This window comes from Hymenobacter coalescens, from assembly GCF_054783195.1.
Map to the genome: position 1 here is coordinate 261,591 of NZ_BAAGRA010000014.1, position 15,047 is coordinate 276,637.

The 15,047-nt window shown below is 65.1% G+C and carries 13 protein-coding genes; 4 read left to right on the top strand and 9 right to left on the bottom strand.

Annotated features, from left to right (window positions below; translation table 11 throughout):
• Positions 1–41: 41 nt before the first annotated feature.
• Positions 42–1,121 (bottom strand): glycoside hydrolase family 113, encoded by a 1,080-nt coding sequence (locus tag ACYVKQ_RS10390; protein WP_460578091.1) that lies wholly within the window; start codon positions 1,119–1,121, stop codon positions 42–44.
• 87 nt (positions 1,122–1,208) lie between these two features.
• On the opposite strand from ACYVKQ_RS10390, the gene ACYVKQ_RS10395 reads away from it, so the two are divergent.
• Positions 1,209–1,862: an ABC transporter ATP-binding protein gene (locus ACYVKQ_RS10395; protein ID WP_460578092.1), complete on the top strand. Its 654-nt coding sequence runs from the start codon at positions 1,209–1,211 to the stop codon at positions 1,860–1,862.
• A 166-nt stretch (positions 1,863–2,028) separates the two neighbouring features.
• On the opposite strand, the gene ACYVKQ_RS10400 is transcribed toward ACYVKQ_RS10395, so the two are convergent.
• On the bottom strand, positions 2,029–2,181 hold the full coding sequence (locus ACYVKQ_RS10400; protein ID WP_460578093.1) for a hypothetical protein: 153 nt from the start codon (positions 2,179–2,181) through the stop codon (positions 2,029–2,031).
• On the opposite strand from ACYVKQ_RS10400, the gene ACYVKQ_RS10405 reads away from it, so the two are divergent.
• Both ACYVKQ_RS10405 and ACYVKQ_RS10410 read left to right on the top strand, forming a co-directional pair.
• Positions 2,180–2,974, top strand: a complete 795-nt coding sequence (locus ACYVKQ_RS10405; protein WP_460578094.1) for a hypothetical protein — start codon at positions 2,180–2,182, stop codon at positions 2,972–2,974. The two genes, ACYVKQ_RS10400 and ACYVKQ_RS10405, sit on opposite strands and share 2 nt — an antisense overlap.
• 158 nt (positions 2,975–3,132) lie before the next feature.
• The gene (locus ACYVKQ_RS10410; RefSeq protein ID WP_460578095.1) at positions 3,133–5,058 is read left to right on the top strand and encodes a RecQ family ATP-dependent DNA helicase; all 1,926 of its coding nucleotides are present in this window, start codon (positions 3,133–3,135) and stop codon (positions 5,056–5,058) included.
• 109 nt (positions 5,059–5,167) lie between these two features.
• On the opposite strand, the gene ACYVKQ_RS10415 is transcribed toward ACYVKQ_RS10410, so the two are convergent.
• The 5 genes from ACYVKQ_RS10415 to ACYVKQ_RS10435 all read right to left on the bottom strand — a co-directional run bounded on the left by ACYVKQ_RS10415 (position 5,168) and on the right by ACYVKQ_RS10435 (position 11,886).
• Entirely contained in the window at positions 5,168–5,467 is a 300-nt protein-coding gene (locus tag ACYVKQ_RS10415; protein WP_460578096.1) for a rhodanese-like domain-containing protein, read from the bottom strand.
• Positions 5,468–5,558: 91 nt separating this feature from the next.
• A complete protein-coding gene (locus ACYVKQ_RS10420; protein WP_460578097.1) occupies positions 5,559–7,472 on the bottom strand; it encodes a T9SS type A sorting domain-containing protein in 1,914 nt (637 codons plus the stop codon).
• Positions 7,473–7,608: 136 nt separating this feature from the next.
• Positions 7,609–8,394, bottom strand: a complete 786-nt coding sequence (locus tag ACYVKQ_RS10425; protein ID WP_460578098.1) for a PASTA domain-containing protein — start codon at positions 8,392–8,394, stop codon at positions 7,609–7,611.
• Between the two features lie 120 nt (positions 8,395–8,514).
• A complete protein-coding gene (locus ACYVKQ_RS10430) occupies positions 8,515–11,196 on the bottom strand; it encodes a D-alanine--D-alanine ligase family protein (protein WP_460578099.1) in 2,682 nt (893 codons plus the stop codon).
• An 84-nt stretch (positions 11,197–11,280) separates the two neighbouring features.
• Positions 11,281–11,886: a porin family protein gene (locus ACYVKQ_RS10435; RefSeq protein ID WP_460578100.1), complete on the bottom strand. Its 606-nt coding sequence runs from the start codon at positions 11,884–11,886 to the stop codon at positions 11,281–11,283.
• 254 nt (positions 11,887–12,140) lie between these two features.
• Here ACYVKQ_RS10435 and ACYVKQ_RS10440 point away from each other — a divergent pair, with 254 nt between their 5' ends.
• Positions 12,141–13,328 (top strand): phosphoglycerate kinase, encoded by a 1,188-nt coding sequence (locus ACYVKQ_RS10440; protein ID WP_460578101.1) that lies wholly within the window; start codon positions 12,141–12,143, stop codon positions 13,326–13,328.
• Positions 13,329–13,418: 90 nt separating this feature from the next.
• On the opposite strand, the gene ACYVKQ_RS10445 is transcribed toward ACYVKQ_RS10440, so the two are convergent.
• Together ACYVKQ_RS10445 and ACYVKQ_RS10450 are read right to left on the bottom strand one after the other, a co-directional pair.
• Complete coding sequence (locus tag ACYVKQ_RS10445; RefSeq protein WP_460578102.1) at positions 13,419–13,772, bottom strand: hypothetical protein; 354 nt, start codon at positions 13,770–13,772, stop codon at positions 13,419–13,421.
• 65 nt (positions 13,773–13,837) lie between these two features.
• Entirely contained in the window at positions 13,838–15,010 is a 1,173-nt protein-coding gene (locus ACYVKQ_RS10450; protein WP_460578103.1) for a site-2 protease family protein, read from the bottom strand.
• Positions 15,011–15,047: the final 37 nt, after the last annotated feature.

Sequence of the window (15,047 nt, forward strand, 5' to 3'; positions counted from 1 at the left end):
ACGGCGAGTCCGGTACCTCGCCGGCGGGAGCCTCGCCAATGCTACTGCGCGTACCAACGCGCCATCACCTGCTCGGCCGGGCGGTGCTGGGGCGTAAAGTCGGCGCGGCGGCGTCCGGCGGCGTCGGGCGGCATGCCCGGATACCATTTCCAGATGAAGAGGCCCGCAAACCAGGGCTGCCGCCAACAGGCTCGGAATAAGGCCTCGTAGCAGGCTGCCTGGGTGGCGTCGTCTTCGGGCTGGGGCTTGCGTGGGTCGGGCCACTCCCAGGGCGCGGCGGCGGCCGTCGGTACGGCCCGGTAGCCGGCTTCGGTGAAGAGCACGGGCTTTTGGTAGCGCTGCTGCACCCGTACCAGCGCCTGCAGGTGCGGCTGCCAGGCCCGGCGCAGCGCAGCCGTGTCGGGCTGGGGCTGGGTGCTCAGGGGAAAGTAAGCCTGCACGCCGATAAAGTCCAGCGCGTCCCAGAAGCGGATGCCCTCGTACTCCTCGTGCCAGTTGGCGGCGTAGGTCAGCTGGCCGCGGTACACCTGCCGGATGTCGCCGATCAGCCGCCGCCACTCGGCCTCGTGGCCCACGGCGGCATGCTTCAGCTCGGTACCGATGCACAGGGCTTCCAAGCGGTGCTGCTCGGCCAGGCGGGCGTAGTGCAGGATAAAAGCGGAATAGGAGGCAAACCAGGCCTGCCAGTCGGCGGCTGAGCGCATCTGAATCTGGCCCGGCCACTGGCCGCGGGTGCGTAGCCAGAGGTGCGGTTTCAGCAGGGTGCGGATGCCGTGCCGCCGCGCCAGCCGGGCCGTGTGCACCAGCCCGCTATCGGCCTCGCCCCAGTACGCGCGCCGCCGGCCCGTGTGCAGCACCACCTGCGGCGAGGCCGAATCGGCCTGCCAGCCGAAGGGCGTCTGCGAAATCCACGTGACGTGGTTGCGCTTCAGGGCAAGAATTTCCGCTTCGGTGGTCGAATCGCCCGCCACCCAGCTCACGCCCCGCACGCGCTCAGTGGGCGACACCAGCAGACGGGCCGTGGCACCCGCCGGGGCCTCGCAGCGCGAAGCGAGCAGCAGAAAAGCCAGCGGCAGCAAGCCGCTCAGGCCGAGGTTGCGTATAAGCCGCCGGTTGCGCATCGGGCCAAGATACGCGGCAACCGCCATCGGCCCATTCTGCGTAGCTTTGCCCGTATCCGTTTTCTCTTCTCCTAACTCCCCGCCAGTTTGCTGCAGGCCGTTAACATCCGCAAACGCTACGGTTCGCTGGAAGTGCTCAAGGGCATCGACCTGACCATCGAAAAGTCCGAAATCGTGTCCATCGTCGGCTCCTCGGGGGCGGGCAAAAGCACGCTGCTGCACATCCTGGGGACGCTGGATACGCCCGATACCGGGGAGGTCATGTTCGACGGCGAGTCGGTGAGCACGCTGAAGCGCTCCGAGCTGGCCCGGTTTCGCAACCGGCACATCGGGTTCGTGTTTCAGTTTCACAACCTGCTGCCGGAATTCACGGCCCTGGAAAATGTGTGCCTGCCGGCTTACCTCTCGGGCCGCTCCGAAAAAGAAACCCGCGTGCGGGCCCGCGAGCTGCTCGGCATGCTCAACATGGAGCGCCGCGCCGACCACAAGCCCAGCGAAATGTCGGGCGGGGAGCAGCAGCGCGTGTCGGTGGCCCGGGCCCTGATCAACTCCCCCGAAATCATCTTTGCCGACGAGCCCTCGGGCAACCTCGACTCGAAGAACGCCGCCGAGCTGCACCAGATTTTCTTCCTGCTGCGCAAGGAGCTGGGCCAGACCTTCGTCATCGTGACCCACAACGACCAGCTGGCGGCCATGGCCGACCGCAAAATCACCATGCGCGACGGGCACATCATTGAATAACCACCTGTGCTGCGGCCCGTCCGCCAGTGCCCAAAACCAAGCCGCCGCGTCGTTCAGACGCGGCGGCTTTTTTTACGTACAAGACCCAGCTACACCTGATTAGGATACCTCGTTTTGACCAATGGTCGGGCACTTTTGAGGAGAGGAAAGGGTTTTGCTAAATGTGTTAGCTTTCATGTTTCGAGATATTCAATGCAAGTTGCTGGTAATCAGCATGAAAATTTGCTAAAAAAGTAGCATTGTTTTGCACCTTTGCTGTGGTTGATGCGTTATCTTCACGTAACACAGAACGTACTACAGGGAAAAAAGAAGAAGCCATGACTGAGGCACAAAAAGACAACACCAAAGCACAAGCACCGATTCGTAAGCCGAAGCCCGAGAGCTATGACATCTCGCGTTCGGATGAGACGTTGACCTTGGCCAAGGACTTGGCGAACTTCATCAAGGAAAACAAGCTCACCACGTCGGTGCAGGGTAAAGAGTTTGTGAACGTGGAAGGCTGGCAATACGCCGGTTCGCGCTTGGGCATCGTGCCCATCGTCGACCACGTCATCAACATGAGTTCCGACTCCGAGATTAAATACCAGGCCAAGGTGACGCTGTTTGACATGCGCAGCCAGCACACCGTCGGCGCCGGTTTTGCCATCTGCTCGAACAAGGAGCAGGGCAAGAAATTCTACCAGGAGTTTGCCATTGCTTCCATGGCGCAGACGCGCGCTATTGGCAAGGCTTACCGCAACATCCTGGCCTGGATCATCCGCGCGGCCGGTTACGAGCCCACGCCTGCCGAGGAAATGGAGTACGGCGGCAACATGCCGGAAGCTAAGCAGCCCGCAGCCGCCGAGCCTACGCCCATGAAAGCCGTGAAAACGGAGCAGCCTGTTCCGGCAGTAGCCGAGCCCTTGGCCCCGGCTGCCAACAACCCGGCCTACGCCACGGCACAGCAGAAAGAGGAAATCATTCGCCTGCTGAACCACCCAGTGGTGACGCGTCAGGAAAAGACCAAGATGTTGCTCAACATCAACAAGCTGGACCAGGAACGCGCCACGCAGGCCATTGCCAACCTCAAGAAAACCATTGACGACCGCGAAAACGGCCAAGTAGCCGCCTAAGCTTTTAGTGTTGTATCGATAGATTGGAAAGCCCGGCTTCGCAAGGAGCCGGGCTTTTTCGTTGTGGCGGGCGGCCACGTTTCGACCGACGGGGCATCTGACGCGTCAGGACAGCCGGTTTCGTTTTTACCTTTGCGGTCCGCTAATCCTCATCCGCCGTGCCGCTACCGACCGACGATATTCTTTCCGTGCTCCGCGAGCATTGGGGCCACCGCGCCTTCCGGTCGGGGCAGGAGGAGATAATCCGGGCGGTGCTGGCCGGCCACGATACGCTGGCGTTGCTGCCCACCGGCGGCGGCAAGAGCGTATGTTTCCAGGTGCCCACGCTGGCCCGCGAAGGATTGTGCCTGGTCATCTCGCCGCTGATTGCCTTGATGAAGGACCAGGTGGAAAACCTACGCAAGCGCGGCATCAAGGCGGAGGCCGTGTACGCGGGCATGAGCCACCGCGACATCGACCAGACCCTGGACAACTGCGTGTACGGGCCGGTGAAGTTCCTTTACGTCTCGCCGGAGCGGCTGCTGACGGACATGTTCCGGGCCCGCGTGGGCAAGATGAAGGTGCAGCTGATTGCCGTTGACGAGGCGCACTGCCTCTCGCAGTGGGGCTACGACTTCCGGCCGCCGTACCTGCAGATCAGCGCCCTGCGCGAGTTGCTGCCGGGCGTGCCGGTGCTGGCCCTCACCGCCACCGCCACCGACGAGGTACGCCGCGACATCCGGGACCGGCTGCAGTTCGGGCCGACGGGGCAGACGTTTCAGCGCAGCTTTCAGCGGCCCAACCTTTCGTACTCGGTGCTCGAAACCGAAGACAAGCTGCAGCGCCTGCTGCAGGTACTCAAGGGCGTGGGGCCCGGCAAGACGGCGGTGGTGTACGCCCGCACCCGAAAGCAAACCGAAATGGCGGCGGCCTGGCTGCAGCAGCACGGCCTGAGCGCGGCGGCCTACCACGCCGGCCTGCCCGCCGACCAGCGCAGCCGGGTGCAGCAGGAGTGGACCCAAGACAAAACGCGCATCGTGGTGGCCACGAACGCGTTCGGCATGGGCATCGACAAGCCTGACGTGCGCTGCGTGGTGCACCTGGACGCGCCCGACTCATTGGAAGCGTACTACCAAGAAGCCGGCCGCGCCGGCCGCGATGAGCTGTACGCCTTTGCCGTGCTGCTCTGGGCCCCCAACGACGCCGATGAAATGCGCCGCCGCGTGCAGCTGGCGCACCCGCCCCTAGACGTGGTGAAGCGGGTGTACCAGGCGCTGGCCAACTACTCCGGGACGGCCGTGGGCGGCGGCGAGCTGGTGGCGTTCGACTTCGATCTGGGCGCGTTTGCCAGCACCTACCGCCTCAAGCCGCTGGACGTGCACAACGCCATGCGGACGTTGGAGAAAGCCGGGCTGGTGCAGCTCAACGAAGCCGTGTTCAGCCCCGCCAAGGTGTTCATTCCTCTGGATACCCGCGACCTGTACCGCTTTCAGGTAGCCAACGTGCGCCACGATCAGCTCATCAAAGCCATTCTGCGGCTGTACGGCGGCGAGGTGTTCACCGGGTTTCAGAGCATTTCGGAAGGGCAGCTGAGCCAGACGCTGCGCTGGAGCACGGTGGACGTGCGCAAAACGCTGGAGTTCCTGCACAAGTCCGGCATCGTGCAGTACCAGCCACGGCACGATTCGCCGCAAGCCATGTTCACCACGCCGCGCCTCGATGCGGGCCGCCTGCCGCTTGATGTGAAAGGCCTGGAAACCGCGCGCGAGCGGGACTTGCAGAAAACCGAAGCCGTCATTCGCTACGCCAGCGCGCGGCGCTGCCGGCAACAGCTGCTGCTGGAGTACTTCGGCGAGCTGGACAGTGCCGCCTGCGGCATCTGCGACCATTGCCTGGCCGAAAAGCGTCAGCGGCAGAAGCCGGTGGTGGCCACCGATCTGCGGACGCAGGTGCTGGAGCAACTGCGCGCCGCGCCGCGCACCCCGCGCGAGCTGCTGGCCGACTTCGCGCCGGCCCAGGCCGAGGCCCTGACGGAGCTGCTGCGGGACCTGGTGGATACCGGGCAGCTGCGCTACACGGGCGGCGGGCTGCTGGCCGTGGTGTAAGCAGGAGCCTCCCGCTGCTCGCGGCGGCTGGCCTGGGTCTATAGAAAGCAATAAAGCGTCCTGCCGCGCTTCGTGGCGGCAGGACGCTTCCGTTGTTTATGCTGGCAGCCTAGCTCGCGTTGTAGGCCGAGATGCCGCCGAGCAGGTTACGCACTTTCTGAAAGCCGTGCTGCTGCAGCAGGGCTTTGGCCGAGGCCGAGCGGCCGCCACCTTTGCAGTGCACCACGATTTCCTGGTCCTTCAGGTTTTCCAGGTCCTCGATTTTGCCCGGCAACTCGCCCAAGGGAATGTTTTGGCTGCCGGTAATGCGCGTCTCTTCGTGCTCCCACGGCTCACGCACGTCGATGATAACGGGAACCTGGTTTTGCTGCTGACGCTCTTTCAGCTCGGCGGGGGTGATGTCGTTCATGAAAACAGAAAATAGGCGGAAAAAAACGAGGCCGGGCACGCTGCCGGCTCCCGAGGCCCTAAGGAAACAAATCAGGGGCTACAACCCACCATCAGGGCCGCAGGATCAGGCGCTGCGTGCTCACGGCGCCATCAGGCAGGGTGAGGCGCAGCAGGTACAGGCCCGTGGGCAGCTGGCGCAGGTCTAGCTCAGCGTGGCCAGCCTGGTCGGCGGGTTGCTGCCACACCGTGCGGCCCAGCGCATCGAGGGCAGTGGCCTGCGTGTAGCGGCCCTGTACCCGCACAAGGCCCGTGCTGGGATTGGGGTACACTTTCAAGGCTGCGTTGGCAGCGGAGTTGCGGGCACTGGTAACGATGCCGCTCATGACGGGCCGGATGATGGGCACCAGCGGAACGCGCGGGTCGAGCGGCGTCCACGCGTTGTTTTCGCGGTCGTAGAAGGTGCGGCGCGGCTGCCGGCTGTTCAGGTCAGCGCCAAATTGAATGAACAGGCTCGTGCCGGCCGGCTGCGAATACCCCACGAAAAAACTGCCGCTCACGGGCACGGGCTGGCTGAAGGCCACTTCCCGGTAGCCCGGGGCCGTTACCGTGGTCGGGAGGTTCTCGGTGAAAGTGGCTTTCGGCGTTGCGGCCGGCTCTCCATTGGGCGCTACGTCCCACACGCTGAAGGTCACGGCCGCGGTGGGCGGCACCGTCGCGCCCCCGCCGGCCGTGGCGCCTGCGTAGTAGTAGCGGAGCTTCAGCACCTGATCGGGGCGGTTAAGGTCGAAGCGCAGTGCGCGGGCCGTCGGCAGGTTACTGCCCTGGCGCAGGATGGTGGTGCCTTCAGCTGAGCCGTCGTCGTAGGCAAAGTAGTTACCGAACTCCGTCACGCGGCGCACCGTGTCGTTCGGGGCCGTAACGGGGTTGCTGGACGCGAGCAAGGTCAGGTTGATGCTGTGCTCTACGCGGGTAGGCGTGGCCGACGTGGGAATGCTGAGCGGGGTGGTGCGCAGCGAGCCGCCCACGTACTTCTGCTTGTCGCCGGACTGGCTGGAGGGCGAGCCGGTAACGAACTGGCGGGCGGGGCCGGAAGGCAGCACCCGCACGATGCCGCGGTAGGTGTAGGGCGTCTGCACGCCCAGCGTATCGAGGTTGTTGATGGTGGTAGCGGCGCTGTCGTTCAGCTCCAGGGTGGGGTCGGGGGCGGCGTTGTACTGCCACGAGGGCATGGCCGTGTAGCGCTTCAGCAGCGAGGACAGCGGAGCGCTGAGCACCAAGTCGGCGTAGGAGACGCTGACGGTGTCGCGGTTGCGGTCGAGCAACAGGTAGTCAATGTTCCAGGTGTCGCGGGTGCCGAAAAGGTTGCCGCGGCTGCGGAAGCGGAACCGAAAATTGGCGTGCAGGTAGCGGGCCTCGTTGACGGGAATAAAGCGCTGCCGAAACCGGGTGCGGAAGCCCTGGCTGGCTTGGTACCATACCCGGTTCCACGCGCCGGTATTGTCCAGAAACTCCAACTCCAGGCGCACCTGGCGGCTGGGCCGCTCGTCGTTGGGCGGGCCCACAATGCTGCCGGCCTGCCAGAAAAAGCTCAGGTACGTCCGGTCGCCGGGGCGCACCGCGCTCAGGTCGATGGCCTGCGAGGTCATCTCATCGGTAGGGCCGAAGCCGGAGGACAGCCCGTAGGGGCGGCCTAGGGAATCGAGGCCGTCGAAGGTGGCCATGCCGCGGGAAGGCGGCGTCTGCGAGAACCGTTCGTTGACGAGGGTGCTGCCGCTTTTCCAGCGCGCCCGGGCCGGCGGGCCCTCGGGCTGGCCGGCAAAGTCTTCGAAGAAAGGCAGCGTGAGGGTCGCGGCCGTGCCGCGTTGCGCCGTGGTGGTGAGCGTGGCGGCGGCCCGAGCCCGGCTGGGGTCGGCGGGCAGCGGCAGCAGAATGTCCTGGCTTTGGGCCAGCAGCGCCGTGGGCGCGAGGCCTGCCGTCAGCAGCCAGCCCAGAACGATGAAAGGTAGACGTAGCCGATAGTTCATGAGCGGGTAAGTTACGCACCCCAAACGAGCAGGCGCGGGAAAAGATTTTACCGCTCCGAAAAACGGTCATTGGCCGGTGCCCACAAAAAAAGCCGCCCGGAGCGGTCCGGGCGGCTTGTTATGGTATTTGTGCAGGCTATTGAATGGGCTTCAGCGGCTCCTTGCCCGCCACCCACAGGTCCACCAGCTGGCCCGAGCGGATGGTGGCGTTGTTTACGGCCTCGGGCCGCTGCTTTACCACGGTGCCTTCGGTCTGGCCTTCTTCGGGCTCCTGGTAGAAGGTTTCACCGATCTGCAGGCCCTGGCCGGCCAGCAGCGTGGTGGCCTCGTCGGCGGGCATGCCCACCACGTTCGGCACCGGGAATTCCTGGTTGCCCAGGCCGTCGCCCACGGTCAGGTCCACGCGCGTGCCCTTGGTAATCGGGTCGCCGGGCTTGATTTCCTTGCCGTTGACTTCCTGCTTGAGTACCTGATTTTGCTGCAGGTCGGGCACCAGCGTTATTTTACCCACCACCAGGTCGTAGCTGTTCAGAATCATCTGGGCGTTTTTCACCGAGCCTTCCGTCAGCTTGGGCATCTTAATGACGGGCGGGTTTTTCATGGCCACCGAGATGTAAATCTTGCGGCCTTCCTTCACCTTCTCGCCCGGGCGGGGCTCCTGGGTGAGCACCGTGCCCGGCCGGGTGCTGGCCGAGTAGCTGCTGTCGTCCACGAAGTAGGCCAGGTCCCGCTCGTCGAGGTAGTCCTCGAGGTCGGCCATCTGCATGCCGGTCACCTTCGGCACCACGATGGTTTCGCCGTGGTTGGTGGTGACGGGCAGGTACACGAAGAAAAAGAGGAACAGCAGGAGCAGCGACACCGCGGCAATGACCAGCAGGTGCTTGACGAGGTCCAGCCAGGTATCGGATTTAAGGAAAGCCATTCGGCAGGGTATGAGGTTTTTTAGGGTAGGGGGTATGGGGGTAGGAGGGTAAGAGTTGTTTTAGGATAAGAGGCTACAAGTTATCAGCACGATAACTCCTAAACTCCTGCCTTCTTACCCTTATACCCTGGTCTTGCCGTACTCCAGAATGCGGTCGATAAAGTCGTAGGGCGTGTAGCCGGCTAGGGCTGTCTGGTGGAAGATGCAGGTGGCGGGCGTCATGCCGGGCAGCGAGTTCACCTCGATGATGATGACCTCCACCGCGCCCGTCTCGCGCACCCGCACGAAGGCGTCGATGCGGGCGTAGCCTTCGATGTTGAGCACCTCGGCCACGCGCTGCAGCTCGGCCTTCACCTCATCCGAAATGCGCTGCCGCTCCTGCGCGTCTTGCGCGTAGCGGGCCGGGGTAATGTTCTGGCCTTCGCCGGCCAGAAACTTCTCCTCCAGGCTCAGCACCTCGCCCGTCGCCAGGGCCTCCGAGGCCTCGAATACTTCGATATCACGACCACCATCGGCGCGGCGGTGGGTAAGCAGGCCGCCGGTAACTTCGAGGAAATGGCGGGCGCCGTCGCGCGAGATGAGCGTTTCCACCAGGAAGGCGTCCTTGCGGGGGAATTCTTCCTTGAAGCCCAGGCTCAGCACGCGGGCCGCGTCCTCGAGCAGGTCTTCCTGGTCGCGGAACATCAGGCGGCAGAAGGCCTCCAGCTCCGCGCGGTTCTTGATCTTTTTCACCGCCGAGGAGCAGCCGTCGTCGGCTGGCTTGGCAATGAAGGGGTAGTGGAACTGGCGTTCCAGCGACTGGTAGAAGCTTTCCGCGTTGGCTTCCCACTCCAAGCGGGCGGCCATGCGGTGCTCGGCCACGCGCAGGCCCGCTTCGCGCAGGCGCTTGTTCGTCTCGAACTTGTTGATGGTAATGGCGCTGGACGCCGCGCCCGAGCCGTTGTAGGGCAGGCCCACACGCTCCAGCTGCTGCTGCAGGGCGCCGTCTTCGCCGGGGCGGCCGTGCAGGGCGATGAACACCTCGTCGACGCGCTGGGCCAGCTGCTCGAAGCTCAGCTTTTCGGGCGTGGCTACCGACTGCGCCGCGTACGTGTGGGTGATGTTGGTAGCAGCCTGGCGGATGCGCTCCAGGATGGGGTGCGCGCCGTGCCCGGCCTGGTAGTGCAGCACCTTGTCGCGGATGTCGTCGGCGTTGTCCTTGAGCATCACGTTGACGGGCAGCACGTAGAGCTGGTAGTCGTCGGAGGAGCCCGTCAGGAATACCGGCAACGGCTCGTACTTGGCCGAGGAAGAGAGCTTCTCGAAGATGTTTCGGCCGCTTTCCACCGAAATGTGGCGCTCCGAGGAGTACCCGCCCATGATGACGGCCACCTTGGTGCGCGGCTTCTGCTCGTGCTGGCGGCTGGCCACGGCTGCGTCGAGGGCGCGCAACTGCCGGCCCAGTTTCACCGGCTGCAGGCCCGAGCGGCGCCGGGCGGCCAGCGAGGTGCGAATGATGTAGGTAAGGAACTGCGAGGGGTTGAGCCCGATTTCGGCGGCTTGGTGGAAGAAGAACGAAGCCGGCAGCATGCCCGAGGTGGTGTTCGGGTCGTTCAGAAAAATTTCGCCCGCGTCGGTGATGAAGCCGTCGAGGCGGGCGTACACCTGGAAGCCGAAGGTGCGAAACAGCTGCTCGCACTGCTCGCGGATGCGCTGGATGTCGGCCTCGGGCAGCTCGATGGGCGTGACTTTGCGGGCCATGCCGGGCAGGTATTTTGAGCGATAGTCGAATACCTCCGTGCCCTTCACGATTTCCGTGGGCGGCAGGGCCAGCGGCGAGCCGTCCACGTCTTCTACCACGATGCAGGAAAACTCGCGGCCCTGCACGAAGGCCTCCAGCAATACCTGCTGCTCGCCCTGCGTGTTCGTGAGGCGCACAGAGTCCTGCAGGGTCAGCCGCTCATCAAGGGCGCGCAGCAGGGCTTCGGGGTGGTAGATGATCTGGTCGTCATCGGAATCGAGAATGACGGGTAAGCCGATGCCTTCGCGGATATCCGTGAGGTGCTGGGCCCAGGCCAGGCGGTCCTGCGGGCCGAGGCGCTGCCAATCCTCGCGGGTGACGGTGCGGCGGAACAGGCTGCGCTCCACGGCGGCCACAAACTTGTCCGCGTCGGCGTCGCGCACGATGCTCACGCCGATGCTGGAGCCCTGGCGCGGGGCTTTCACCACCAGCGGCAGGCCTAGCTCTTTCTGCACGTAGGCCAGCAGCGCTTCGGGCTGCGCGGCGTCAAATTCTTCGGCCGTCAGCACGCGGAAGGCCGGCGAAGGCAGGTTCAGCGCATGCAGCAGCGTTTTCTGGGCAATCTTATCGATGCCGAAGGCCGAGGGCAGGATGCCGGAGCCGGAGTACGGAATGCCGTACCATTCGAGCAGGCCCTGAATGGCGCCGTCTTCGCCCGCGGGCCCGTGCAGAGCCAGGAAGGCGAAGTCCATCAGGCCCGCCAGCTCGTCGGGGCGCAGGCGGCGGCCCACTTCCCCAATGATGCGGTCCTGCTCGGCGCGGCTCAGCTCGCCGAGGCTTTCCAGGTACACCTGCAGCTTCAGCTCCGAGGGCGGCAAGGCCGACACGGGCGGGTAGAAGTCCCGAATGGTGCCTTTATACAGGTACTGCCAATCGAGCAGGATGAAGTTGCCGTGGCTGTCCACGAAGACCGGTACGGCCTGGAACAGCGACTTGTCGAGGTTATCGTAAACCGTCCGGCCGCCGGCAAAGGAAATTTCCCGCTCGCGCGACGGACCACCGAAGAAAATGCCAATTCTCATGCTGCTACAAAGGTAGGCGAAAATAGAGCGGAGCATTACAATGGGCCACCGCTGCGGCGCCTAACAAGCACGGGCCCCGAATCGTTACACCGCCTTTGCCGGGAGCAGGTAGCCCAGCTGCAGCTGAAAGGCGTAATTGAGGTGGTCTGGGTAGCTGCGAGCGGCCGGCTTAAGCCGAGAGGTCAGGTCCCGCGCCAATCGGAGGGAGAGAAAGAAGTTATCCGGCAAGTCGCCGCTGAGGCCGGCCGCGTACCCTACCTGAAACAGCCGCAGCCCCCGCCGCTCGTAGTGCACGTCGGTGGCCGTGCGGTATTCCGAGCCAAAGAGGTAGCTCAGCTGCGGCCCGGCTTCCAGCGCCAGTCCGCGCACGGTGACGCGGGCGAGCAGCGGCATCTCGTAGAAGGAAAGGCGGTGGACGAACAGGGGCACGGCGGGCGCACCGAGGCCTTCGGATTCGGTGCCTTTGCCCGAGTACAGCAGCTCGGCCTGCAGGCTCCACACGTTGCCGGTGCCCAGCGGGTAGCGCCCCACGGCCCCGGCGGCGAGCCGGGCAAGGTTGTGCGGCCCGACCGGGGTGACGGCTCCGGCCCCGGAGAGGTTCAGGCCGGCTTTGACGCCGAGTCGGAGCTGAGCCGCGGCCGGCAAGCCAAGCAGCAGCGCCGGCAGCGTAAGCAAATAGAGGGTCCGCATGGGATATAATGTCTTCTTGCGAGCTTCCAACGAGGCTTTTGAGCGGTGTATTGTATCCCGCCAGTTCCAGGGCAGGCGTTGGTGGGCAGAGGCGGGGCGGGGCCCCGCGGGGGCGTACGATACGGCGGCCCCGGGCGCGGGCGCCCCACGAGTTGGAGCGGTTGATCTTGCATACAGCCCAAAAAACCGCGAACTACGCGCCGCCGCTGCGTATAAGAGCAGCGTTTTCCTTCCCCCAATCCCCGTCAGCTACCATGCAGACTCTCGACCAGTACAACTTCGCCGGCAAGAAAGCCCTGGTGCGCGTTGATTTCAACGTGCCCCTCGACAAGGACTACCGCATCACCGACGACACCCGCATCCGGGCGGCCACGCGCACCATTCAGAAAATCCTCGCCGACGGCGGCGCGGTGATTCTGATGTCGCACCTGGGCCGGCCCAAAGGCGGTCCGGAAGAGAAGTACTCGCTGCGCCACCTGGTGGGCCGGCTGAGCCAAGAATACGGCACCGAGGTGAAGTTTGCCCCCGATGCCATCGGCCACGAGGCGGTGCAGCTGGCGCAGTCGCTGCGTCCGGGTGAAATCCTGCTGCTCGAGAACCTGCGCTTCTACGGCGAGGAGGAAAAGGGCGACGCGCAGTTCGCGCAGCGCCTCGCCGCCCTCGGCGACGTGTACGTGAACGACGCTTTCGGCACCGCGCACCGGCGCCACGCCTCCACGGCCGTCGTCGCGGAGTCGTTTCCGCAGGCCCGCGTGGGCGGCTACCTGCTGCACAGCGAGGTAGAAAACGCCCAGCGCGTGCTGAACAACCCGCAGCGGCCCTTCACGGCCATCATGGGCGGCGCCAAGATTTCCGACAAAATCGAAATCATCGAGCAGCTGCTCGATAAAGTAGATAACCTGCTTATCGGCGGCGGCATGGCCTACACCTTCGCCAAGGCCGAGGGCGGCGACATCGGGTCGTCGTTGCTGGAAGCCGACAAACTGGACCTGGCCCTGAGCCTCATGCGCAAGGCCAAGGAGAAAGGCGTGAACCTGGTGCTGCCCGTCGACAGCCTCATTGCCGACAACTTCTCGAACGACGCCAACGTGGACGTGGCGTCGAATCACCACATTCCGCCCATGTGGCTGGGGCTGGACATCGGTCCGGAAACGCGCGAGCTGTTTGCCGGCATCATCCGCAACTCCAAAACCATCCTGTGGAACGGTCCGATGGGCGTGTTCGAGATGAGCAACTTCTCGCTGGGCACGGAATACGTGGCCCGCGCCATTGCCGAAGCCACGGCCGAGGGCGCCTACTCGCTCATCGGCGGCGGTGACTCGGCCGCGGCCGTTAACCAGCTGGGTTACGCCGATCAGGTGTCGTACATCAGCACCGGCGGCGGGGCCCTGCTGGAATACATGGAAGGCAAAACGCTGCCGGGCGTGGCTGCCCTGGGCTAAAACGCCGGAACCATTAAATGCCAAACGGCCCGCTGAACTACGGTTCAGCGGGCCGTTTGCCGTTGTGGACAGGCCGGGGCGTGCAGCACGTCAGGCCGGCAGGCTTTCTTCTTCCTCGGGGCGGCTGTAGAGGTTGATCCAGACGAGCTGCCGGAAGAAGTTGAACGTGTCGCAGCAGTTCGGGTCGTCGGGGTTGGGCTTGTTGCGGGCGTGGCGCACAAACAGGTCCCGGGCTTCGCCGTCGGGCAGCACGGTGAGGCTGCGCACGTAGCTGGCGTCGGCCTTGGGCAGGGCGGCCCGACCGATGACGTCGTCGGGCGTGGTGGCCTCGCTCACGTCGCGGTGGCTCAGGCCGGCTTCGAGCATCTGGTCGGCAATGCGCGCGGCCAGGGTCCAGCGGTATTCGGGGGCAGTGCGGTCGGGGGCAGGAGCAGTAGTAGCCATAGCGGCTGGTACGCGCCGGGCGCGCCCGGCGTTGCGCCCCCGATGCCATCGGCCCGCCGTGGAAGCTAGCGGAACGGGGCCGGGGAGAAGCAGAGCACGAACAGGAGTACCGTGAGCCAGCCCAGCACCTGGCGCCCCGGCGTCAGGGGCCGCTCGTCGGGGGCGGGCGGGTGATAAATGCCCGTCACGCGGCCCAGCAGCAGCCCGAACAGCAGCCAGCCCGGGTTGCCCTCGACGCCCGGCACGGCCGTGGCCACCGCCAGCTGCGCCAGCCACACGCCCGCCGCCAGCATGATGACCCGCCGCGGTGTGGGCAGCACCCGCCACAGGGCCGTCAGCAGGTACAGCGCGTACGCCGGGCCGAAGTACAGCCAAGTCTCGGCCGGCGTTCGGAAGCTGAACAGCCCCAGCCCGGCGTAGAACATGAACCCGAGAAAGAACAGGGCCGACAGGCGGTTGAAGCGCTGAAAGCCCAGCAGGCCGTAGAGGATGTGGCCGCCGTCGAGCTGGCCGATGGGCAGCAGGTTCAGCGCCGTAAAAAACAGGCCCAGAATGCCCGCCAGCAGCAGCGGGTAATGCATCAGCTCGTTGGGGTGGGGCAGGCGTGCCGGGTCGGCCAGCCAGTCGGCCAGCAGGCGGTACAGCCAGGGCGGGTTCACGCCCAGGTCGTTGGGGCCGTACACGTAGCGGGCATAGTCAGGGCCGTACAGCCGGTATTCGGGGTGAATCTGCAGCACGTACCCCGCCGGGGGCAGGTGCGTCAGGCCGTACACCAGCACCGCCACCGTTACCACCAGCCCGGCCAGCGGCCCGGCAATGCCCACGTCGAAAAACTCGCGCCGGGAAAAGATCCGGTCCCGGATGCGAATCACGGCCCCGAAGGTGCCAATGTCGAACACGCCCGTCAGAAAGGGCAGGTAATAGGGCAGGGTGGTGCGGATGCGGTGCCAGCGCGCCGTGAAGTAGTGCCCAAACTCGTGCACCGTGAGGATGCCCAGAAAGGGCAACGAGTACGCCAAGCCGCGCACCAAATCGGCGGCCGAGGGCCACCAGCCGCTCCAGTGCAGCTCACCGGTACTGTCGGGCACGAAGAAGCTGTGGGCCGTGAGCTGCTCGGCCCCCGCCACGGTGGTCGTCGCCAGCGTCAGCAGGAACAACCCGAGGTGCAGCAGCAGGGTGCGCCACAGCGGCGGCTCGGGGCGCTCGTGGCGCCGCAGCCGGGGCAGGCGAAAACGCAAGGTAGACGGCGCGTGCCCGGGCCGGCTGGTGGGCACG